The sequence below is a fragment of the Thiomicrorhabdus xiamenensis genome (genome assembly GCF_013282625.1).
In the GTDB taxonomy this organism is placed as follows: domain Bacteria; phylum Pseudomonadota; class Gammaproteobacteria; order Thiomicrospirales; family Thiomicrospiraceae; genus Thiomicrorhabdus; species Thiomicrorhabdus xiamenensis.
In genome coordinates this window covers 2199468-2222216 of the sequence record NZ_CP054020.1, presented here as the reverse complement: position 1 = coordinate 2222216, position 22749 = coordinate 2199468, and the positions used below count along the sequence as shown (strand labels likewise).

The 22749-nt window shown below is 46.5% G+C and carries 20 protein-coding genes and 1 tRNA gene; 19 read left to right on the top strand and 2 right to left on the bottom strand.

Annotated features, from left to right (window positions below):
* The first annotated feature begins 34 nt into the window (after window positions 1-34).
* Entirely contained in the window at window positions 35-1126 is a 1092-nt protein-coding gene (gene ychF / locus HQN79_RS10255) for a redox-regulated ATPase YchF (protein ID WP_173286214.1), read from the top strand.
* Between the two features lie 263 nt (window positions 1127-1389).
* Here ychF and HQN79_RS10250 read toward each other — a convergent pair whose 3' ends face one another.
* Entirely contained in the window at window positions 1390-2898 is a 1509-nt protein-coding gene (locus HQN79_RS10250) for a DUF5666 domain-containing protein (RefSeq protein WP_173286212.1), read from the bottom strand.
* A complete protein-coding gene (locus HQN79_RS10245) occupies window positions 2882-3715 on the bottom strand; it encodes a DUF6502 family protein (protein WP_238843358.1) in 834 nt (277 codons plus the stop codon). The genes HQN79_RS10250 and HQN79_RS10245 overlap by 17 nt, the downstream gene beginning before the upstream one ends.
* A 298-nt stretch (window positions 3716-4013) precedes the next feature.
* Between HQN79_RS10245 and HQN79_RS10240 the strand changes: the two genes are divergently transcribed.
* From HQN79_RS10240 to gspF, 18 genes are all read left to right on the top strand, one after another.
* Window positions 4014-4090, top strand: a tRNA-Met gene (locus HQN79_RS10240).
* A gap of 244 nt (window positions 4091-4334) precedes the next feature.
* Complete coding sequence (locus tag HQN79_RS10235; RefSeq protein ID WP_173286210.1) at window positions 4335-5582, top strand: tyrosine-type recombinase/integrase; 1248 nt, start codon at window positions 4335-4337, stop codon at window positions 5580-5582.
* 455 nt (window positions 5583-6037) lie between these two features.
* Window positions 6038-6271 (top strand): hypothetical protein, encoded by a 234-nt coding sequence (locus HQN79_RS10230; protein ID WP_173286208.1) that lies wholly within the window; start codon window positions 6038-6040, stop codon window positions 6269-6271.
* A gap of 20 nt (window positions 6272-6291) precedes the next feature.
* Entirely contained in the window at window positions 6292-6912 is a 621-nt protein-coding gene (locus tag HQN79_RS10225) for a hypothetical protein (protein ID WP_173286206.1), read from the top strand.
* A gap of 71 nt (window positions 6913-6983) precedes the next feature.
* Window positions 6984-7358 (top strand): hypothetical protein, encoded by a 375-nt coding sequence (locus HQN79_RS10220; protein ID WP_173286204.1) that lies wholly within the window; start codon window positions 6984-6986, stop codon window positions 7356-7358.
* 365 nt (window positions 7359-7723) lie between these two features.
* A complete protein-coding gene (locus HQN79_RS10215) occupies window positions 7724-8695 on the top strand; it encodes a hypothetical protein (RefSeq protein WP_173286202.1) in 972 nt (323 codons plus the stop codon).
* A gap of 194 nt (window positions 8696-8889) precedes the next feature.
* The gene (locus HQN79_RS10210) at window positions 8890-9186 is read left to right on the top strand and encodes a helix-turn-helix transcriptional regulator (protein WP_173286200.1); all 297 of its coding nucleotides are present in this window, start codon (window positions 8890-8892) and stop codon (window positions 9184-9186) included.
* A complete protein-coding gene (locus tag HQN79_RS10205) occupies window positions 9183-9785 on the top strand; it encodes a hypothetical protein (RefSeq protein ID WP_173286198.1) in 603 nt (200 codons plus the stop codon). Before HQN79_RS10210 ends, HQN79_RS10205 begins: the two co-directional genes overlap by 4 nt.
* Window positions 9785-10162: a hypothetical protein gene (locus HQN79_RS10200; RefSeq protein WP_173286196.1), complete on the top strand. Its 378-nt coding sequence runs from the start codon at window positions 9785-9787 to the stop codon at window positions 10160-10162. The genes HQN79_RS10205 and HQN79_RS10200 overlap by 1 nt, the downstream gene beginning before the upstream one ends.
* The gene (locus tag HQN79_RS10195; protein WP_173286194.1) at window positions 10155-10415 is read left to right on the top strand and encodes a hypothetical protein; all 261 of its coding nucleotides are present in this window, start codon (window positions 10155-10157) and stop codon (window positions 10413-10415) included. The genes HQN79_RS10200 and HQN79_RS10195 overlap by 8 nt, the downstream gene beginning before the upstream one ends.
* Window positions 10412-11335, top strand: coding sequence for a hypothetical protein (locus tag HQN79_RS10190; protein WP_173286192.1), 924 nt, complete (start codon window positions 10412-10414; stop codon window positions 11333-11335). The genes HQN79_RS10195 and HQN79_RS10190 overlap by 4 nt, the downstream gene beginning before the upstream one ends.
* Window positions 11325-12413 carry a PriCT-2 domain-containing protein gene (locus HQN79_RS10185; protein WP_173286190.1) on the top strand — a complete coding sequence of 363 codons (1089 nt, stop codon included), beginning with the start codon at window positions 11325-11327 and terminating at the stop codon, window positions 12411-12413. The genes HQN79_RS10190 and HQN79_RS10185 overlap by 11 nt, the downstream gene beginning before the upstream one ends.
* Window positions 12410-14302 carry a DUF927 domain-containing protein gene (locus HQN79_RS10180; RefSeq protein ID WP_173286188.1) on the top strand — a complete coding sequence of 631 codons (1893 nt, stop codon included), beginning with the start codon at window positions 12410-12412 and terminating at the stop codon, window positions 14300-14302. The genes HQN79_RS10185 and HQN79_RS10180 overlap by 4 nt, the downstream gene beginning before the upstream one ends.
* A 1952-nt stretch (window positions 14303-16254) precedes the next feature.
* Window positions 16255-16635, top strand: coding sequence for a PilZ domain-containing protein (locus HQN79_RS10175; RefSeq protein WP_173286186.1), 381 nt, complete (start codon window positions 16255-16257; stop codon window positions 16633-16635).
* A gap of 330 nt (window positions 16636-16965) precedes the next feature.
* A complete protein-coding gene (locus HQN79_RS10170; protein ID WP_173286184.1) occupies window positions 16966-17805 on the top strand; it encodes a type II secretion system protein N in 840 nt (279 codons plus the stop codon).
* Between the two features lie 59 nt (window positions 17806-17864).
* Complete coding sequence (gspD, locus tag HQN79_RS10165; protein WP_238843357.1) at window positions 17865-20060, top strand: type II secretion system secretin GspD; 2196 nt, start codon at window positions 17865-17867, stop codon at window positions 20058-20060.
* The gene (gene gspE / locus HQN79_RS10160) at window positions 20047-21510 is read left to right on the top strand and encodes a type II secretion system ATPase GspE (RefSeq protein WP_275284666.1); all 1464 of its coding nucleotides are present in this window, start codon (window positions 20047-20049) and stop codon (window positions 21508-21510) included. Before gspD ends, gspE begins: the two co-directional genes overlap by 14 nt.
* Before the next feature lie 17 nt (window positions 21511-21527).
* The gene (gene gspF, locus HQN79_RS10155) at window positions 21528-22748 is read left to right on the top strand and encodes a type II secretion system inner membrane protein GspF (protein WP_173286180.1); all 1221 of its coding nucleotides are present in this window, start codon (window positions 21528-21530) and stop codon (window positions 22746-22748) included.
* Window position 22749: the final 1 nt, after the last annotated feature.

The window sequence follows — 22749 nt, the reverse complement described above, 5'->3', positions numbered from 1 at the left end:
TTACTTATCCCTATCTGCCCACGAGGAGACTTCCATGGCAATTAAATGCGGTATTGTTGGTTTGCCGAATGTTGGTAAATCCACTCTGTTCAATGCTTTGACGAATGCGGGAATCGAGTCTGCAAACTATCCGTTCTGTACCATCGATCCAAATGTTGGTGTTGTGGCGGTTCCAGATCCTCGTGAAGATGCGTTGGCGGAAATCGTTAAGCCGGAGCGCGTACTGTCGGCAACGGTGGATTTCATGGATATTGCCGGTTTGGTAGAAGGTGCTTCAAAAGGTGAAGGTCTGGGGAATAAGTTCCTGCAGAATATCCGTGAAACCGATGCAATCGTGCAGGTTGTTCGCTGTTTTGAAAACGACGATATCGTGCATGTGGCGGGTCAGGTGGATCCGGTGAGCGATATTGAAATTATCAATATGGAGCTGGTTCTGGCTGACTCGGAATCGCTGGAAAAAAATGCACAACGACAAGCAAAGCTAGGTAAGAGCGGTAATAAAGAAGCGCAAGCCCGTCAAGCTCTGTATGAGCGTGTTCTGGATGAAATCAAAGACGGTAAGTTGATTCGTTTGGTTGAACTAACTGACGACGAAAAGCTACTGTTGCGTGATCTTCAGCTTCTGACCATTAAGCCGATGATGTATATCGCCAATGTCAATGAAGATGGTTTTGAAAATAATCCTCTTCTGGATAAAGTGCGCGAAATTGCCGAATCGCAAGGCGCGGTCGTGGTGCCGGTTTGTGCCGCGATTGAAGCGGAAATCGCCGAGTTGGACGACGAAGATAAAGCGGATTTCCTGGAAGAGATGGGACAGGAAGAGCCGGGCTTGAACCGTGTTATCCGTGCTGCCTACGATCTTCTTGGTCTGCAGACATATTTCACGGCCGGTGTTAAAGAAGTTCGTGCTTGGACGGTTAAGAAGGGCGCAACCGCGCCGCAGGCGGCTGGTGTGATTCATACCGACTTTGAAAAAGGCTTCATTCGTGCCGAAGTGACCTCCTATGAAGATTTCGTTGCCTGTAAAGGGGATGCCGGAGCGAAAGCGGCCGGTAAGCAGCGTTTGGAAGGGAAAGAGTACATTGTTCAGGACGGTGATGTGATGCATTTCCGTTTCAATGTCTAAGCGCAGTAGCATCGTCTGATTACGGAATTGATCAGCATTTTAAACGGTCAAACGGCATAAAGGTTAAACGGGAATCTGCAACTAGGTGGATAGCGTTTTAATCGACTGCGGTTTGGCCGTTTTGTTGTTATAAGGGTTTTATTCGGGAAGAGTGGATTTCCTTGTCTCGATAATAAAAAAGGGAGCGATAGGCTCCCTTTTTTATTGCAGTAATGAGATGTGCCCAACTGTGTGTCGGGCCATTCCGTATTGCGGACGACTGCTTAGTTGTCCTCAGTATCTTCGACATCGATCTTGCTAACAAATCCGTTACTATCATAGTCAAGATCCAGCAGCAGTTTCGGTTGAGTTGTCGTGTCGTAGCTGAGCAGTTCGCTAAGACTCTGCGGGCCACTGAGCTCGTCGTTCTCAAACAGCGTATTGGTTCCGCTGGTGTCGATTGTGAAGGTGACGCCTGAAACCGTAATTTCGGAGTCAACCGTTCCTTCATAGATGCCCTGGAATTCATAGGAACCATCGTCGGAGCTACTGCCTTCATCGTCGCGTTCGATTTCCAGTGCAAAGAGTTCGCCGTCGGCAGTGCGATAGGCGTCGACTTCGATAAACTCGCCGACAGTCAACTGGCGGTTATCAATGTGGTCGTCACTATCATCAAAAGAGGTCGCATAGCCGGTATAGATGGTTAAATCCGAGCCAGCTACGGTAAGCACGAAGCTGCCAACGCCGTTTGCATCAAGGTCTGTCGATTTAACGGTTCCGTCCAAGTCGATTTCTGAGTCGCGCAGGTCGATTTCCGTGGCGATTAAGGCTCCGTCTTGCAGGAAGCCTTCGACATTCACCCAGACGTTGTCAGCCAGCGAGATAAAGTCGGATTCGATTTCCACGCCGGTAAAGTCAACCGTAATGCCGTGTAAAGTGAAGGTTGAGTTGGTGCCGTCGAAATTCTCAATGTAGCCTTCAAGTTCAAACTCATCGTCGTCGGATGCGCCTTGCAAGTAATCATCAGGGCTTTCAAACTCAATTTCAGATGCGATAAGCGCACCGGATGTGCCATCGATTAGTCCTTCGACTTCAACAGTCAGGCCGTTTGCCAGAGCGCTAATGTCGTCGTCCAGATCGGTTTGATCGGTGTACTGAATCTGTTGTCCGTTGATGACAAAAGTGCCGTTGTCTGTATCAAGAGCTGTGATTTCCCCTTTGATTTTGAATTCGTTGCTGTCGCTTTCGGCATCATTTTTATCATCGATATAGGTGGCAACCAGTGCGCCGTCGGCATTGTAGTAGCCGCTGACTTCTACCGGGATGTCGTTTGCCAGAGTGGCATAGGTCAAGGCATCATCGAATTCTGTGCGAGTTCGTTTGACGATAACGGTTGTGCCGTAAATGGTGAAAGTCGTGATGTCAGGGTCATTTGGATCTACCGCCAAATTGGCAATAGGTCCTTGTAGATCGTCGTCGAAGATAATTTTGGTTGCCGTCCCGCTGATTCCATCGTCATTAATCGTCCCTTCGACGCGCACGACCATCCCCACTTTCAGATCGTCCTGGGTTGCATCAACTGTATTGCCATCGACTTCGAAAACTGCGTTATCCGTTTCGTATTTGACGCCGCCGACCATGACGCTACCGAAGCCGGTAATGGTTCCGGTTGAAATGTAGCCCGTGCCGCCAATGCCTGCTGTGCCCCCGCCGCCGCACCCGGTCAATGCCAGAGCGAGCGCGCCGCTTAGAGTGGTGAGTTTGAGGCGATGGCGTTTAATTAGAGATGTCATTTGCGTCTCCTTTTTTCAATTCATTTGTCGATTCGTAAAAGTAGATGCCTAAGCTGACATAGCATCCGTTTTCTGGTTCCTCGGCTTCGTGCTCGGATAACCATTTATCCAAGGAGAGCAGTAAAGACTGGGCCTGTTCTGAGCTCAATTCCTTGAACGCTTGCAGGTGTTTAACATCCAGATGTTTGGTGGAAACTTTTCTCTGGTAGCGCTTATCTTCCGAGAGCGCAGTGTTTATGTTGTGGTCGATGGTGTCGAGCAACTCAGCGGTATCGGCCCCGAGAATTTTGATGAGTTCTTCTTGGTCGTTTGCAGGCAGGTAAGACACCTTAAGCAGATAGGCTTGATCGTTTTCGACTCGAATACAGCCGGCAGAAGTCAGCTGGTCAAGCATCGCTTTAACCGTGATGTCTCCGCTGAATTTTTTAATCAGTTGTGCAAAGCTCGGTTCTTTATCGGATAAATTCAGTGGAAGAGGTTTTCCGTCTTGATCGATAAAGGCATCGTGATGAACCCATGCGCTAAGAACCCGGGTTGCACGGTTGTATTTCTGTTGTTGCCGTTGAGCATCGCTTTCCGGGAGTTCTTTGAGTCGTTTAACTTCTTTTCGGGATAGTCCGGTTTGAGCGGCGACGCTGCTGACGGTTGTTTTGCCGCCTTTTGCTTCGTTCAGAGCAAAAGATTCGTCAACATACGCCTTTCTTACCAGGGATTCCAGGTGTGACGATGGAATGCCTTGGCGAATCAGGATTCGAACCAATGGACGCAATAGTTTGGTGATATTGCGATTGATGGTGTTCAGTGTTTTCTCTTTCATGTTTTGGGATTATATTCCCATTAAATATAAAATCAATATATTTGGGAAAATAATCCCAATTAATCAATTGCTATTAAAAGTTGTTAAGCTGACGTGGCTGTAAACGGTGATGTTTTGCGCGTGATACTGGCAGGGAGGGGCGTGTGAATGAATGGAATTGGAGCTCGAATGGATTGCCTGATCCCCTCGTTTTGTCGTGTAGAGTAGGGTTGGAAAAAAATAATCCGCTTTATTTAAAATTTTCTAAAAATTGGGTTGACAGCTGGTCGCCAGTCTTTATAATACGCACCACATTTATGGCTACATAGCTCAGCTGGTTAGAGCACATCACTCATAATGATGGGGTCCCAAGTTCGAATCTCGGTGTAGCCACCATATTTATAAATTAGCCCGTCTAGCACGGGCTTTTTTGTGTCTGTAAGAACGTAAAATCAATAACTTAGCGTCTATTGCTGTATTTTACGGTCTATTCTGAATCGTGCAAGCTCCGAAAAAAGCGGGTAATATTGAGGGTAACACTTAGCGTTATCCGTTTTTTCTTCTAGGTGTTACCCGCTTTTGTCGTTTTATCGTTACCCGTTCAAAACGCTATAAGCAAATCAGAACAAAGGGGGAGCCGATGCTTACTGATACCAGAATCAAGAGACTAAAACCGGCTGATAAGGTCTACAAGGAAACTGACAGCCAAGGCTTATATTTAGAGGTGCGTAAATCCGGTGCTAAGTTTTTCCGGTTCCGCTACCGTCACCCCCTGACCAAGAAAGAGCAAGTCTTTACTATTGGTGAATATCCCGCGGTCGGTTTGGCGCTTGCCAGAATGGAACGCGACCAAGCAAAAGAACTCTTAGCCCGTGGCATTGACCCTAACGAACAGAAACAAGCCGCTAAGCAGGAAGTTAAAGCCGCTGAGCAAGAGAAAGAGCGCTTAGCCAGTCGTATGACCTTTAAAGAACTGTTTGAAGAATGGCACCTCTACAAGTCGGAATCGTGGACCTACTACACGGCTAAAAAGAACCGCGAACGCATCGAGGGTAATTTACTGCCGAACCTTGGTAACTATCCATTAGAAGAGATCACCCCCGAAATTGCCCGCGATGCCTTTAAAGCGATTGAGGCCACCGGCAAACTGGAAACCTTGCGCAAGGTTAAGCAGTTCGCTAACGCTATTCTGCAATATGGGGTAGGTATGGGCCATTGTGCGTTTAATCCGGTTCGTGATCTGCCTACGGATATTTTTAAAGCACCGGTTAGAAAGAACTTTGCATTTTTGACCGCTACCAAAGACCTGCACCAACTATTAAACGACCTAGAAAACTATAAGGGTCATATAAGCGTTAAAACGGCTTTATTGGTTCAGCCTTATATCTTTTTACGTCCGGATGAATTAGCGGGCCTAGAGTGGGCTGATGTGGATTTTTACGCGGATATCATCACCATACCGGCCGAACGTATGAAAATGAGCCGCCCCCATGTGGTGCCAATGAGTAAACAGGTTCAGCGGTTGCTTATGAGTATCAAGGATTACAGCGAGAAAAGCCGCTATGTGTTTCCAAGCCCTAGAACCTTTAGTAAGTCATTCAGTGAACAGAGTCTTAATGCCGGTTTGCACCGCCTTGGTTATAACGGCAAACAGACCGCCCACGGCTTTAGGCATACCGCTAGCACCTTGCTAAATGAAATGGGATTTAATCGTGACCATATCGAGAAACAGCTAGCCCATGAAGAGGGCAATAAAGTACGTGGCACCTATAACAAGGCTGAGTACCTAGCTGAGCGTATCAAAATGATGCAAGTTTGGGCGGATCACCTAGATAGCATTAAAGCCGGTGCTGATGTGGTGCCAATACATGGCAAGCTAAAAAGTTAGCAGTCTAATAAGCTAGGTTTATCAATAGGGGGCGCAAGTTAGCCCCTTTTTTGTGCCTGTGTTTTGTAATACCCCGTTTTTTGGTGGGAACGGTGGGAATGGTGGGAACCGGCAGACGTGGCGGGGCTTGTAGCGGTTCCCCCTAAATTTTCCGTGGTGGGAACGGTGGGAACTTTCTGGAATTTTGATAATAAAATAGCGCGTTTTTAATAGAGTGGTACGTTATGTTAAATTAAGATAGGCCGCCCCGCCTTTATTAACGGCCTTGTTTTTGTTAAAAGGATTGATAAGTACACTAATGGCGTGTAGTCGTTGAATAACCGTTTTATAACGCCCCCGAGTATGTTTGTTTAGTAGCTATGGTAAGACTTAATACAGGTTTAATTCTTGTCTAATAGAGTCTTATCGTGTGTAATATAGTTTATTAAAGCTTTTAACTAGTAAGGGGGCGTTAAATGCTATCCATTGCAGAACTTACAAAGCGTGTTCAAGAGAATGCAAAGAATCGCACTCATGAAGAACGTATTCGCCTTTTGAAAAAGTCCCGAATCTTAGATGAAGATGAGAGTGTAAATGAATTTTTTACTACTATTCGGAATGTCAGTAGACATGCAAAAATACAGATAAATACAACATATACACAGAATTACAATAATAGTTCTACAGTGTCTTTTCTTTATAAAAAGTAAGTTAAAAAGTACATAAAAATTTGTATAACTCTAAACCTGCCGTTATTTATGGCTTCCATGGTATTGATAGGGAAGCCGCTCTAAATATTCTAAATCACAAAGATCAATTTTTGCACAGCAACAATAGCTACGATTGGCTAGGTCAAGGTATTTATTTTTGGGAAAATAACCTTGAACGGGCTAAGCAGTATGCTAAAAAAGACAGTGAACGCAAAGAGTCAAGCATTAAAGACCCATTTGTTTTGGGTTCTGTTATTGAGTTAGGTAACTGTATGGATTTGCTAGATCAAAGGTACATTGATTTTTTACCTGTTGCCTATGAAGATTTGAAAGACATCCTGGCGCAGGAAGGGAAGACTATGCCGGTCAATGCAAAATTTTATCCAAGTGATACAGACGAGAGTAAGAGAGAATTGGATTGTGCTGTTATTCGCCATGCTTGTACTCTTTGGGAAGAAATAGGGAATCCACCATTTGATTCAGTAAGAGCGGTATTCATTGAAGGTGATGAAGTCTATAATGGGGCTAAGTTCTATACAGGAAGTCATATTCAAATAGCGATAATTAATCATGACTGCATAAAAGGTATATTTTTGCCAAGGGAAGCTGGGCAAAAGCCGGTGTTCGCAGAACCAAAGTAGTACGATAACACGCCCCCATCGAGGGGCGTTTTTGTTTCTTGGTTTTGAAGCCAATATAGAGAGGTAAGCCAATGGCCCGCCGTTATCGTAGAAGAAGTAGAAATTCAGCCGGTGCTTTAATTCGGGATTCGGTAGCCGTAGGCAATCGTTTGCCTTGGTGGGGTTCCGCGTTAATGGGGGCGGTGTTCTTTATTCTCTTCTATTGGATGGTTCCTATCTGGTTAGAGAACTGGTTTGAAAGTCGCTCAACTCAATCACCATTAAGCGGTGCTTTGCGGTTAGTGCTTGAGCATCGTATTCACTGGGTTGAGTATCTAGGTATTGTTTTAGGGCTTGTAGGAGCGTTCTTTGCGGTAAAGAATTATTTCTTTGCTCAGCGTCTATCAAAGACGGGTGAAACCGGTGTAGGTATCATTTCTAGAATTCTAGGACGGTGGTTTGATTAGTATAGCGGCTTAATATGGTGCTACGTTATGTTAAATTGAAAGAGAACGCCCCGCCTATAGTAGTGGGGCGTTTTTGTTTCTAGGTGTCGGTAGTATTTATCGAACCAGTCCAACATAGGACCTATGCGGCCGGTTGTCGTTTTCTTTTCTGTATTCCTATGCCAGTTAGTGGCGTTCGCCTTATTCAAAAATAGCCGGTTATTTGCGCCCCCAATTATTTATTTAAGCCGTTATCATAATGAAATAGACCGCAATAGACGGTAATACATAAACAGCCGCGCTTAATGGGCGTGGTATTGGCTTAAATTTGATAGATCACCATAAGGCAGGCCGGTGCTTTGTCTTTGGTGGTTTGAGGTTCGCGTATGAGTAACTTTTATGCCCCTATACCTATTTACCCAAACTTTGATTTTTTGTTCTATCGTTGGGGGTTTGGCCAAATTGGCAAACCGAAAGATAAAGATTGTTTAGACCAGTTCGCAACATTAATTACACAATATCACGATGAACAGGAGCTTCACTTTTTATACAACGCGAATTACTTTTTATGTCATGTAAACGTTATGTGTAGTAACAGAACAGTTCCGCCTTTTAAAGATGGTTGGCGTTTATGGGATAGGCTGTTTTGTAGAGATAGCGTTAGTGAAACTGAGCACGGTGTAACTGAAAATGAAATAGATCAGTTAGGGTTTGAGCTTATTGATCAGTACCCAATGGAGGCGAATGGTGAATTTAAGCAACCGATGTTACAAATAGAAATGATGAGTATAAATCGTGATTTCCAGATTGAAATAGATGAAATTTCTTTTTTAGGTAAAGAGGCTAAATTTATTGAGGTTGCAAAAATTCTTAATGAAGTGGATCCACGGCAGCGTGAAATTCTCTATAGGTCTGCTGAATTGGATCCTGTTAACTTTAATGAAGTTTTTACTACCCGCGAAAATCTCATGGCATTTGAGCAAAAAGCAGGCTTTATGAATCATGGCTTAACGCCTGATCAAGTCGAAGAGTACGCGCCAATGCCAACAATTGAGCAAATCAATAAAAGAAAGGAAAAAATGCTACGGGGGTTTAACTCTGAATCTGGCCATGTTTTAAAAATAAAAGAAAAGGCTAAATCTTGGCAAGAAGCAATGTATCTTGAGCTTCAAGATTTAAAGAATAAATTTCCTATAAGTCAAGCAGGGTTTTATGCGGAACAGTTGGAGGTTCGACTAGAAGAATTAGGGCATAAAAATGCGAACGGGAGAAATGTAAGCAAAGACTCAATCCAGAAAGAATTAGCCAAAAGGCTTGGTTCAGGTTGGTACAAACTCCCTTTTCCCAGAAATATTTAATTTTTTTTAGAAAACATTGAAGCCCTTTATTGATAGGTGTTTCAGAAGTTTTAGAAAGTAATAGAAAACATTCGAAAGCTTAATTTAGTTGTTTTGTTTTCCATTTTTTACAGGTCATTAATACGTCTCAAGAGCCGCGAATAGACAAGTTAAACGGCTCTATCTTCGATTAAACCGAAATAGAGAGTATTGTTATGACCCAAGACCCAAAAACCGCCACAAGCCAAGCCGGTAATGTGGTGCCAATTCATGGCCAAGCGCCAAACCCAGAAACCGCCGCCCCCGAGTTACCGCCTTTTGGTGCTTTAATCCGCATTGGTAAGGTGTGCGAGATCACCACGCTAAGCCGTGCGCAAATCTATAAATTAGCCCGCCTTGGGCAGTTCCCTAAACCTATCAAGCTTTCTGAAAATACCAGTGTTTGGGATAGTTCGGACGTTTACCAATTTATTGAAGCGCGAAAACAGGCCGCGCTTGGGGGTGCAGTATGACCGCTGTAACCGTTTTCAACTTGCACCCGCGTTCGATTGCCGCTAATATTGCAAGCCTAACTAAAAACCGCAAGAGACAGAGCAAAGTCTTAAACAGTGCTTTTTTTGTGCCTAAATTATGGGGTATCTGTACCCGTATAGGCATGAAAAACCGTAACCGTATTTCTAAATATGGTCGGGTTAATGCACGGATAAAAGACCCTTTACAGGGGAAGAAGTGCAGTCGTCTTGCGGCGATTAGTGATACCCGACCACCTGAAACTAAAACAGGTGGCCAAGCTTTACTAAAACCGCAAGGAGGCCAAACTATGGCTATGTCACCTATTACCCGCGCTACCGTGGGGCAGTTCTCATTTTCTATTAATCTGCCTGAAAACAGCTTTATTAAGCGCTTTATTGCCGTATCGTTTGCCGGTGCTTGGGTTTTGTCTATCGAAACCGAACGCGGCCAAATGGCCACGGTTAAAAACCATTCCACCAATGCACCGCGCTACTTTGAAACACTGGATAGCCTAGCCCTTTGGTTAGCCTCTCAAGGTGTGCCACAAATGCAAGTCATGCTACCGAATGCCGTGAACGTGGCAGGAGGGGGTGAGTAATGAATAATCTAGCTACCCTAATCGAACACCTAAGAACCCCTGAGTTTTCAAAAAATCTTGAAGTGGATTACTCAAACCCTGTGCGAACCGATAAGCAGTTAGAGGCTTTGCATACAGCGCGGCAGTTAAGCAGTAATGAATTTGAAGTTAGACCTGATCGAATTAAGTTAATGGCCAAGTTATTGCGGGCCGGTTTGCATTTTGAAGATAACCCTTTAGAACAGCATGAGATTGAAACCTTTGCATTCTGGTTAGAGGATGAAATGGACCTGTTAAACCAGTTGGATTATATCCAGTCGAACGCTAATTTCGGGATTGAACAGCATTTCAAGCATGGTGGTAAGCCATTACCAGAAGAGGGCGCGGCAGATGAATGACGATATTAAAGCCAAGCTTCGCCAAGCCTTGCAAACCGAGTTTAACGGTTATCAGATCAAGCGAATGCCGCCTATTGTGTTTGATGACCATTGGCGCAAGTTTACCGCGGTTCGCAATGGGCAAAGCGAGCGGTTTATTTACCTGATGGACACTAGAAAGAGCGTGTGTGTTATCCAAAAAGCCAAGGGCGGCAAGGTGTACAAGTTCGCCTATTCAGTACAAAGCGATAGCCAACAGGAGGCGCTTTTATGAATCTTTCACATGATGCTAAAACGTATTTGCTTTTAAAGTCGGTTGTTGAGTCTGTAACCGGTTTCAATATTCCAGAAGTTGCGCCCCCTGTAGGCCGTCAAATTAATATCCCGCTACCTAATGGCACGGATAAAGAGAACCGCGCTATTTTGGTGTATCTAGGGGGTGAACAATTACGCTTGCTTTCTAAAGATACCAAAGAGGATTACATTTTTAACGGAGTTGATCGGGATTACCAAGATTACCGAAATAAGGCGCAAGCAATCCGGCTAAATGAAATCATTGAGCAAGTTAAGTGGATGTACCAAGCGGCTGAATCGGTAACGCTAAGCACTGAACCTTTGCTATTGGAAGCGGGTTATAAGGTGCCTGTATTAACCGGTGTATTGGGTGGCCATGATGATTATTTCCCCAATGGTGTAACAGCTGGTGCATTACGCAAGCATAAGGAAGCAATCTTACAGCCGTTTTATTCACCGAAAGGACAAGATGAACGCGGGCCGGTAGAGCCCAAATTAACCGCGGTCCGTTCACTGCTAGCCGATGATCTGCAAGGTGAAATCTTTGGCGCTATCCCACCTAGTTTGCATATTCACCGCTTGGCGCATGGTATGCCGGTTGTTTGGGTGTGTGGTTATGAGAACGCAATAGCGGCCCTTAAACGATTTCCAGATTTTACGGTTAAGGAGGCGCTTAGCTTGGTGCATTTATTAAAGTTTGTTGGGCGTGGTCGCGGTGATGAAATTGCAAGGCAAGCCGGAACCTTAAAAGATTGCTATTTGGCACTTACTTTAGAGCAGATCAAGCAGTTTAATTTGTTGGTAGATGCTGATAAGGCAGGGTCTAGTTTGGTTCCATTTAGAGAAGTCGAGCATAGCTTTATTCAATTAGGGAAAGGAGAGTGCTTTGATGATAAATAACGAACCTTTAGACCTTGGCACCGTGGCCAATATGCTGAATTTTATTAGCGCTGAGTGTGACCGTGAAACATGGACCCGCGTTCTTATGGCGATTAAATCCGAGTTTGGTGATTCTGGAAAAGGCGTGGCCCAAGATTGGAGCGCAACGGCTGAGAGTTTTAAACAGGATGCTTTTAATGCCACTTGGAAAAGCATTAAAGCCGGTGGCGGTGTCACGATCGCTACTTTGGTGAGTATGGCCAAGGATAACGGCTTTAAGTTTGCACCAATGAGCAAAGCAGATAAACAGCGTTTACGCGATGAGCAGAAACAGCGCAAGGCACAACGTAAACAGGAAGAGGAACAGCAAAAGCGCGAAACGGCATTGAATCAGCGGGCAACAAAAGCGCAAGCGGTGGATATGTTAGCGCGGGCGGTTCGGTGCAATCCTGAACACCCATATTTGAATAAAAAAGGGGTGATTGGTTCACCCCTAGATAATGTTTATCAAATTGGCTTAAATTTGATTGTTCCAGTGTATCAGTTTACCGATGCAATGCGAACTATTAAGCGCCCATACGAGCCGGGTATTACCGCCCCCGAGTATGAGCCTTGGAACTTGCAACAAATCAGCGCCACCGGCTTTAAGTGGTTTTTAAAAAGTGGCCGCGTTAAGGGCGGTTTCTTTCCGGTTCGCCTATCTTATGAATGCCGTGAATTTATTCTTTGTGAGGGGGTGGCCACCGGCTTGACCATTGCAGGGTTTTACGAGCGTTACGCGAATGTAATTTGTGCCTTTAATGCCGCTAATTTGAAGCCGGTAGCGCAAGCGTTTAAGCAGGCGTTCCCCACTGCGGCCTTTACCATTGCCGCGGATAACGACCGCGACACTGAACGCACCACGGGGGTTAATGTTGGGCTAGTTAAAGCTAAGGCCGCGGCTAAGGCGATTGATTGTGTTATGAATTATCCTGAGTTTGCAGAGAGTGAAGCCGGTAGCGATTGGAACGACCGCTTTTTGTTGGATTGCCCGCAAGGGTTGCAACGTCCTGTAGTTGGTCGAGGTGTAGCCGTTAATGAAATCTGGGGGCGCGTATGAGTGATAACAAGCCGTTAGATTTTGAAAAGGCTAAGAAAGGTTTTAAAAAAGCGGTAGCCGATGATTTCTATAAAAATGCCGTGTTTCCGGAGGGGTTTGAGTCGGGTGCTAGCGGTATCAGCTTTAAAGACCCAGACCATGAGAACGCTAAAGAGGTGCGGATTTGTTCGCATATCAAAGTTAGCGCGGTTACGTGTGATATTGAGGGCAATAACTGGGGTTATGTTCTGGAATTTAAAGACCGTTTAAACCGTGTGAAAAAATGGGTAATGCCTGCCGAAATGCTAGGCGGCCGCGGTGATCTGTTACATGGTACTTTGCTAAATATGGGGGTGCGTGGTTTGCATACGAGCCGCGCTAAGAATTTGCTGAATGAGTTCATTCAAAACACCCCCTTAACCAAGGTGGTAACTTGCACCAATAAAACCGGTTGGAACTTAGAGAACAGTGTTTATGTTCTACCTGATCGGACCATTGCACCGCCTGATTCTAAAGAAGTTGTTTATCAAAGTGAGATACCGGCTAGCCTAGGGTTTGAATCAAAAGGCACTTTGCAAGAATGGCGGGAAAATGTCAGCGCTTTTGCGGTAAACAATAGCCGCCCATGTTTGGCGATTAGTGCCGCCTTTGCCGCGCCTTTATTAACTCCTCTTGGTGTTGAGGGTGGCGGCCTGCATTTACGCGGTGATTCTTCACAAGGGAAAACCACGGCTTTATTTATGGCCGGTTCGGTTTGGGGGAGTCACCAACGTAAACAGACTTGGCGGGCTACGGATAACGGCTTAGAGATTGCCGCTTATCAGCATAACGATAACTTGTTATTACTTGATGAAATGGGGGAGATGGACCCTAAAGTAATCGGTAAAACGGTCTATATGTTGGCCAATGGCTTAACCAAGACACGCGGCAATAATGGCGGCAAGATTATGTCTTGGCGTACCTTGTTTCTCTCTACTGGGGAGTTGAGTTTAAAAAATGCGATGAAATCCGCGGGGCTAGAAGCCAAAGCGGGCCAAGAGGTGCGTTTACTGGATATTGAAGCCCAGTGCAGTGAGGCACTTGGTATCTATGACGAACTGTTTAGCGGTATGGGGGAGGGGAAAAAGGGCGCTATAAAGCAATCTAAAACGATTGTTGCAAATACTGGCGAGTATTACGGTTTAGCGGGTATTGAGTTCATTAATAGACTAATAACGGATAAGGAGGGCGCGCTAGAGGCGGTTAGAAAGGCTCAAGAGGCATTTATGCAAACCTATCTGCCTAAAGATGCAAATAGCACTATTGGGCGTGGTTTGGGTATGTTTGCCACGGTAGCCGGTGCCGGTGAACTGGCTACCGTTTGGGGGCTTACTGGTTGGCCACAAGGCATGGCGTTTAAGTTGGTCGGGGAATGCGCTAAGAACTGGATGTACAGTCAGCCAAGCATTAGCGATTCACTGGAAGAACAGCAAGCCATAGAGCGCGTTAAGGTGTTTATTGAGCGCAATAACGAGGGCGGCTTTATGGATATGGACGCGCACCGCGACCATCAAGCCAAGACCGTTTATAAATATGGTTACGTTAAGTACGACCATGAAGCAGAGCAAAAGCTATTCTGTTTTACTACCAGTAACTTTAACGAAGTAATCAGCGGCCTAGACCCTAAGACAGTGTTTAGAGTGTTACGCAAGTACGGCTATTTAAAGACCAATAAAGCGGAATTTGATAAGCGTACCGGTAAGACGAAACAGCGCAATACCTACAAGATTGCACCGCCTGAACTGAATAAAGAAAAAGAAGAGGCACACCGTAAAAACAAGGTGAGTGTTTACGCGGTGTACGCTTCAATTCTGAATCATGGCCACGGTGAAGAGCCAGAGCCAAGCACTGAGCAACAAGCACAGGCCTAGGTGTGTCTTATCAATCCTTTCTAATCGTTAAACCTTGGCCCCTTTACGGGGCTTTTGTTTATCTGCCTTTTTATCTCTATTAACTCTAATCCGTTCGGCTATGTCGTGAACTAAAAAACGCGCTTGGCCTTTTGGCCATAAAGAAAACTCCCGCGCGATTTTTTCAGGGTCCCTGCAACAATTTACCCTGTACGGGTGCGTAGAGGCGCGGAAAAGCGCTAGGTCGCGTATGAGATTTATAGGCAACCTGCAACAGATTCACCGCTTTGGTGCAGGTGCTTAGTTGAATGTTCGATAATGGCCAGAGCATAAATTTAGTTAATGGCGGTTGGGGCGTTTGGTTTGTGGTTGTAGGCTAATACCGGTTGGCGGGCAAAGAGTTACACAATTCAAAAATGGCACTCAGTAAACTTAACGCGCCTTTTTGTTATCAAAACTCGCAAAAGTTCCCACCGTTCCCACCACGAAAAATTTAGGGGGAACCGCTGCAAGCCGCGCGACGCTTGCCGGTTCCCACTGTTCCCACCATTCCCACCGAAAAACGGCATATTACAAAATACGCCCCCACATTTACCAAAGCAGAAAACGAAACCGGAATAAGCCGCGTTTATCACTTTGCCAAATCAGTAAGAACCATTCTTATTTAACCCTTTTATTTTTTTATAGAGAAAACTTAGTAAATAGAGGGAACTAGGGAAAAGGTTTTTAAGTTCGGCCGGTTTGCTTTGGTGGCGGTTTGATTGTGTTGATTTGCCAAAAAGTGAACGCGAACCGATAGCCGGTAACTTTTTCTAATTGCTGTAAATTCCGAACGGAAAGCAGAAACCGGCCGCGGTTTTTCCTTGGTGATCTGGTTGGCCATAGGGCAAGGGCGGGTCTAAAAGTCTAGGCGGCCTTAGACCTAGACCGTAGCCCTAGTTTTGCGTACTCGCACGGCAAATTTTATAGGGGGGGGTATCTAGTAAAAGTGCTTATATATTAGCTTTTTGATTTCCCAGAATTGAAGCGGTTCATAGTGGGCGGTCAAAAAATACCACGACCAATATTTTTTAAGGTGGGATATGAAAGGCAAGTATGTAGGCCGGTGCTTGGGTTGGGTCCTTGCGTATGTTTTCCATGCACGGGGAATTAGAACCGCGGTTTTTATGTAGATGTATTTTTTATAGTAGGGGGTTCCGGTTTATTCCCTAGTTCCCTCTATTTACTAAGTTTTCTCTATTAAAAAATAAAAGGTATAAATAAGAATGGTTATCGCCTGCCGGTGTTGCGGTATGTGATCTGGTTGGTTAGTGGGTCCAGTGACCGAAAACTGAAAGACACACCTAGGCCAATTTGCGCGCGGGGTGTTTCCCCTTTGGCAAAAATGCCAAGCGGTTTTTATATTACTTAGGTGTTTAGCTGTAATAAGGTTCAGCCGGTTTAGTGTTCTTAGCGTATGTGTTGGCCAAGGCAAGCAAATTAATAAAGATGGGGTCCAGAGTTCGGGTTCCATTTTGAGACCCGAACAAAGCATATTTTCTGCCTTGAATAGAACAAACAGCGAACCACCCCCAAAAAGATAAAAAATAGGGGGTTACTTTGAAAAAAGCGGGTAATATTGAGGGTAATAGTTTATGGGTGTGTTTTAAGTATTTGAATTTGTTGGGTAGTTAAAGGCCGGTGTAGCCACCATATTTTAAAAGCCCGTAAACACCTATGTTTACGGGCTTTTTTATTATCTGATTTTTGAGGTGGGAAAGGGTTTCTTCTTTACTCTTTAAGCTCGCTTCAAACCGCTCAAGCCGACAGTGTTTATTTTGCATTTCTGTTGGGTTTTCGACCTCTCTGCCCGATCTGATGTTGGAAATTGATTCAAACGAACTTCGGTACTGGCTCTGGTTGCTAATTGCGTAAAACTAAGTGTACTATTGGAGCACGCTCATTTACATGGATAGTGACTTTTTGGGAGGGGTATGGGTACTAACCGTAGGTTATCCGATAGGATTAATGCACGTAGAAAATGTGTCATCGAGAAAAGAGGGGTCAAGTATCCTTGCCATCTAAAAGATCTTTCTCTTGATGCAAACGGGGTTGGTTTTATTTCGAGCTCCAAATTTTTTTTGCATGAGCATGTTATTCTCGAGATAGGTGGTATTACCGAGCTTGGATTGGATTCTGTGGAGTGTGTATTGAGAGTGATGCACGTTACCGAATTGCACGACCACAACGTCTACGGTTGTCAGGTCATTCACAGCAATGAAGAATTTAGGAAGTTTGTCGAGCAAAAGAATAATACGCGTGTCTCTTTTCGTTCGAAACTCTTACGGGATTTGATGCTGAAAAAACACTCATAACTAGGGTTTGAAAATGTCGTGCCTAGATGGGTTGGCGGCATTGTTTAAGTTTAGAGAGTAGATATTCAGATATTAAGAAGTGCGTTAATCAATAGAATGTTGCATTTCTTTTCCATACCGCAGGTTGAGAGCGCCGAGTGAGCATGGAAAGCAATGAATTTTATTCGGCGTCGTATCTAAAAGAACGCTACTAAAAACGCATTTTGCTTACCTTTCCTTTCGTTTGTCACGCAATCGTCATCTATCCTTCGATTATTGATAACCAAACCCTATTGAGATTAAGCTACAATTTACGATTAATTTCTTGTTTTTCATCGCTCAGAGGTGATCTTGAGTTTTTCCGTTCTACAAAAAAACATTCAGACTTTTCTGGTTCAGGGGGCGACTCTGGCTTTGTTCTTGATGTCTGTATGGGGTATCGGAAACTTGATTGCCATATGGCTTGAACCACCGGTCAAGGTGTTAGTGCCGAGTTTACAGAAATTATCGGATAACTCTTCCGTTGAGCTGATGCCGCAAAAACCGTCTTTTCTTTTCGGTCAGCCCGAGGCAAACGCGTCCAAGAGCAAAGCAGAATTGCTTAACCAGGACGAGATCAAACAAACCCGCTTGAATGTCAAACTTACCGGTGTGATTTATACGCCGCAATCTTCCGTGGCGGTTATTGAATCCGGGCGGGAGACGTTTGTTTTGAAAGAGGGGGAGGTGTTGCGTCAAGGGGTTGCGGTTGAACAGATTCAACCGGATTTTGTCGTCTTGAATAACCGTGGCGGCTTGGAACGGTTGATGCTTGAAGAAAGTGATTTGCCCGGAAAGGCTGTTGAAACCAATGGTAACGCTTCTTTAAACCAAGGTCAGAGCGCGGATTTGCAAAAGATTCGTGACGAAGTTCGCAAGTCTCCCCTCGCTCTGAATCGTTATGTCCGTTTCCGTATGTTGAAGGGCAATGGACAGGTTAATGCTATTCAAGTCTGGCCGCGTCGTGAGCGGCAGCTGTTTGAAAGTCTCGGGTTTAAAAACGGTGACAAAATTCTACAGGTAGACGGCGTGGCGGTTTCGACACTGGCCGAGGATCCGCAACAGATGCAGAAACTGTTACAGAAGTCCCGTTTTGATCTGCAGATCGAACGTAGTGGACAGCAGCAAAGTCTGTCCGTGGTATTGCAGTAGCATAAACATTGAACCGTAAAACGATTAATAAAACCGGCTAATTTTAAAGGCTTGATTTCATGAAACAGACCCCGCTTTTTAACTCGACCCATAAATGGCTTCAAGGCGTTTTACTGGCCGGTTCACTCTGCTTTGCAGGTTACAGTGTGCCGATTTTTGCACAGGTTGACGAGGCCATGAGTGAGCAGAGTTTCGGTAATTTCCAGAATGTTGAACTGGAAAAGGTTATCGAAGCGGTGGCAAAAATTTCCGGACATAACTTTGTCGTTGATCCGCGGGTAAAAGGGAAGGTGACGCTGATTGCCCCGGAGGGCATGAATCCGCAGGAGCTGTATCAGACACTATTGTCTATTCTCAATGTCCACGGTTATGTTGCGGTGGAATCCGGCGGAGTGACAAAGATCGTTCCGGCCAATCTGGCAAAGGACCAGCTGAGTTATCGAAATTACAAGGAAACGTCTGAAGACTGGGTTACTGAGGTGCTGGATGTGCAGCATGTCGAGGCCACCAAGCTGGTTGCTGTTTTGCGTCCGTTGGTTGCGCGTGAAGGCCATCTAGTCGGGCTGGCGGAAAGCAACCGTTTGATCATTACCGATACCGTTGCCAATATCCGCCGCATCAAATCGGTATTGCGCAAAGTGGATATCGATAATTACGGTCAATTTGAAGTGATTCAGGTTGAACATGCGCCGGCGGAGGATCTGGCCAAAACCTTGAAAGGTCTGATTCCGAAAAATAAAGGCGGTACCGATGTCACGATCTCTTTCGATGAGCGTTCCAATCGAATTATTCTGACCGGAGACGAGCAGAAGCGCATCATGCTGCGGGCATTGCTGGCGGAACTGGACGTGCCGATGGCTTCTGAAGGGCGGGTTCAGGTTATTTATCTGCGCTATGCGAAGGCGGCGGATCTGGTTCCGGTGCTGCAAAAAATCTCGTCAAACCAATCTTTGGCGCAGGCTGCGGTGGCTAACGATACGCCGGCCGATGTTGCACCTGCGGCGCCGGCTGATAATGGTGTTGGCGAATCAAAAAGTGCGGCGCCGGCAACTTCGGCCAATCCTTTGACTCTGGCCAATCAAAAGCAGCTCAAGGAACAGATCAGTATTGAAGCGGATGAGCGTATGAATGCACTGGTCATCAGTGCGCCGACGCCGATTTTAACCGCATTAAAAGAAGTAATCCGTCAGTTGGATATTCGCCGCGCCCAGGTGCTGATCGAAGCGATTTTCGTGGAAATCTCGGAAGACCGTGCTGCCAATCTGGGGGTTGAGTGGGGCGCGTTGGGTGACAAAGGTGCCGGGTTGATTAATTTTTCCGGTACTTTACCAACCATTCTCGGTAATATCGGCAATCCTTTGGCGCAGGTCGGTGCTTTAAGTACCGGTGCTAATTTTGCGGTCGGTGATTATGATTCGAATAGCGGTTGGGGAGCTTTGTTGCAGGCCCTGCACAGCGATTCGGCATCGAATATTCTGGCGACGCCTTCGCTGCTGACGCTGGATAACGAAGAAGCGGAAATTCTGGTCGGACGGGAAGTGCCGTTTCAGACCGGGAGTTATACGTCGACTACAACCAGTGTGTCCAATCCGTTTAGCACCATTGAGCGTAAAAATGTCGGTTTAAGCTTGGTGGTCAAGCCGCAGATCAACGAAGGTGACGAAATTTATTTGGAAATCGATCAAGAAGTGTCCGACGTTCTTCCGAAAGGCGAGGCCGTTGATATTCAAACGACCAAACGACAGATTAAGACGAGAGTGATTGTCGGCGACGGCAATGTGGTCGTATTGGGCGGATTGATTAATGAGAAAGAGACTCAGGTTGATTCCAAAGTTCCCGGACTGGGTGATATTCCGGGCTTGGGGGCTTTATTCAGCTCAACCAAAAACACGCGTGAGAAAGTCAATCTGATGGTTTTCCTGCGCCCGGTAATTGTACGCGACAACCTTAAAAGTGATTTCTACAGTCAGCAGAAATATAAATATATCAACGAACAGCAACAGCGTTTGCTGGATCAGCCGCAAAAGTCTTGGGTGACGCCGGGATTGCGTCCTAAGCTGCCGGACTATCAGCAGTGGCAGAACAATACGCCGGAAAAAAATCCTCAGAATATTCCGTTGAAGTCGGATCAGAATCGAGCGCAGCAGGTATCCGCACCGACACCGGTCGCTGAGGATAAAGTCGAGACGGCTGACGAAATAAAGGCTCAGAGTGCCTATGAGGCTTATGAGGCGATTGCCAATGGCGACTATTGATCTGCCGTTCAGCTTCGCCCGCAAGAACGAGGTTCTGCTGCAGTCCGATAATGGGCCAGAGGTCTTTTTCACCGAACAGACGCCCATAGTGGCACTGCAGGATGTTCAGGCTCGCCTACTCGCTTCGGGGATTGCTGAAATCCGCTGGCAAAAAATTTCCGAACAGGCGTTCAAAGCCAAAGTGCAGCGTGCTTATGCCGACAGCGGTTCGAATTCCATCGAGGTCGCGCATTCGATCGAGACCGACGATCTGGCTTCGGTGGTGGCGGAAATCGGAGAGCCTGAAGACCTGTTGGACAGTGCCGACGATGCGCCGATTATTAAATTGCTCAATGCAGTGCTGACCGAAGCGATCCGTTCGGAAGCGTCCGATGTGCATATCGAGCCGTATGAAAATCAGTTGCGTATCCGTTTCCGGGTCGACGGCGTACTCAAAACCGTATTGTCTCCCAAACCGGCGCTGGCTTCGATGCTGGTGTCGCGTATCAAAGTTATGGCGCGTCTCGATATTGCCGAAAAACGAATTCCTCAGGATGGTCGTATCGCCTTGAAACTCGGCGGTCGTGCGGTGGATTTGCGTGTTTCCACTCTGCCGTCCAGTTTCGGAGAAAGGGTTGTGTTGCGTCTGTTGGATAAAGGTGCGGAACGCTTGACCCTCAAAGATCTCGGTATGCCGGAAAGGCTGGAGCAGGGCATGCAGCTGGCGTTGTCCAAGGCGCACGGGATTTTTCTGGTGACCGGCCCGACCGGTTCCGGTAAAACCACAACGTTGTATGCCGGATTGACACGACTGAACGATTCTCAGCGCAATATTATGACCATTGAAGATCCGGTCGAATATAACATCGAAGGCATTAACCAGACTCAGGTCAATACCAAAGCGGAACTGACGTTTGCCAAAGGTTTGCGGGCGCTGCTTCGTCAGGACCCGGATGTTGTCATGATCGGGGAAATCCGTGATCATGAGACTGCGCAGATTGCCGTGCAGGCATCCTTAACCGGGCATCTGGTGCTATCTACTTTGCATACCAATACGGCCATCGGTGCCATCACCCGTTTAAGAGATATGGGCATCGAATCGTTTCTTCTCGCTTCGAGTCTGAACGGCGTGCTCGCGCAGCGTCTGGTACGACGTCTGTGTCCGCATTGCAAACAGGCGCACTCTGCCGATCAGGCGGAATGCGAACTGCTTGGTGTGCAACAGGCGCTGCTGTATCTGCCTAAAGGTTGCGATCACTGCCAGCAGACCGGGTATTCCGGGCGCATGGGACTGTATGAATTGCTTCTGGTCGACGAAGAGGTTCGTTCTATGATCCACTCCAACCACTCCGAATCGGAAATCGAAGCTTATCTGCGCGAAACCACGCCTTCGTTGAACGAAAGCGGTTATCAGGCGGTGCTGGACGGCAAAACTTCTCTGGAAGAGGTTTTGCGGGTCACTCAGTCGTAGGCAGGGCTTGAATCGAGATGGCGGTATTTGAATACAAGGCGCTTAATAGACGCGGAAAAACCCAGAAAGGCATGCTGGAGAGCGATTCCGAACGTTTGGCGCGTCAGCAGCTTCGCGACCAAGGATTGACGCCAATTGCGCTGCAGGAGATTCAAGCCAAAACGAGTAAAACGGCCGACGGCTCGGCAAAATTTCTGCAGAGTCAGTTGGCGGTAGCCGATCTGGCGCTGTTTACCCGTGAATTGCATACTCTGCTTGATGCCGGGACGCCTCTTAATCAGGCGTTAAAGGCGCTGACCGAACAGGCTGAGAAAAAGGTCATGATGCGTTTTATCCGTAGTTTGCACGCCAAGGTCGGGGAAGGGTATTCGCTGACGCAGGCTTTGCAGAAAGCTCCCTATAAAGTGCCGTCCGACTATATCGCCATTATTCAGGCAGGCGAACACAGCGGTCATTTGACTGAAGTGATGTCGCGTCTGGCGGACACCATCGAGCAGCGTGAACAGTTGAACAAAAAGCTCAAAACCGCGCTGATCTATCCGGTGTTGATGGTTGTGGTGTCTATCGCAATCGTGCTGTTTCTGATGGTTTATGTTGTGCCTAAAGTCGTGACGGTATTCGATAATATGCAACAGACGCTGCCGCCGTTGACTCAAGGTTTGCTGACAACCAGCGATTTTGTTCAGGCCAATTGGGGCTGGATCGGGTTGGCGCTGATTTCCGTATGGTTACTGTACCGCTGGCTTCTTTCGCGGGAAAAAAGCCGTTACCGGATCCATCAGATTTGGCTGCGCCTGCCGGGGGCGAGAAAATTTTTATTATATTCGGCCGCTGCGCGCTGGGCGCGGACTTTTGGGGTGCTTCTGGCCTCCGGTGTTCCGGTGCGCGACGCCATGGCGATTTCCGCTGAAGTGATGACTTTAGAGCCGCTGAAAGCGTCGGTGATGAATATGGTCGAACTGGTCCGTCAGGGGAAAAGCGTGCATTATTCAATGCAGCAATCGAAAGTGTTCCCGCCGTTGTTGCTGAACCTGGTCGGAACAGGGGAAGGTAAAGGGCAGCTGCATTCGATGCTGTTGCGCGGTGCGCAGCATTACGAGAACGAGGTGGAAAACGCCGCTTCGACTCTGGTCAGCCTGATCGAACCGATTTTGATTATGGTGATGGGTGCGGTCGTGCTGGTCATCGTATTGGCGATTATGCTGCCGATTTTCGAAATGAATCAGATGATAGGTTAAC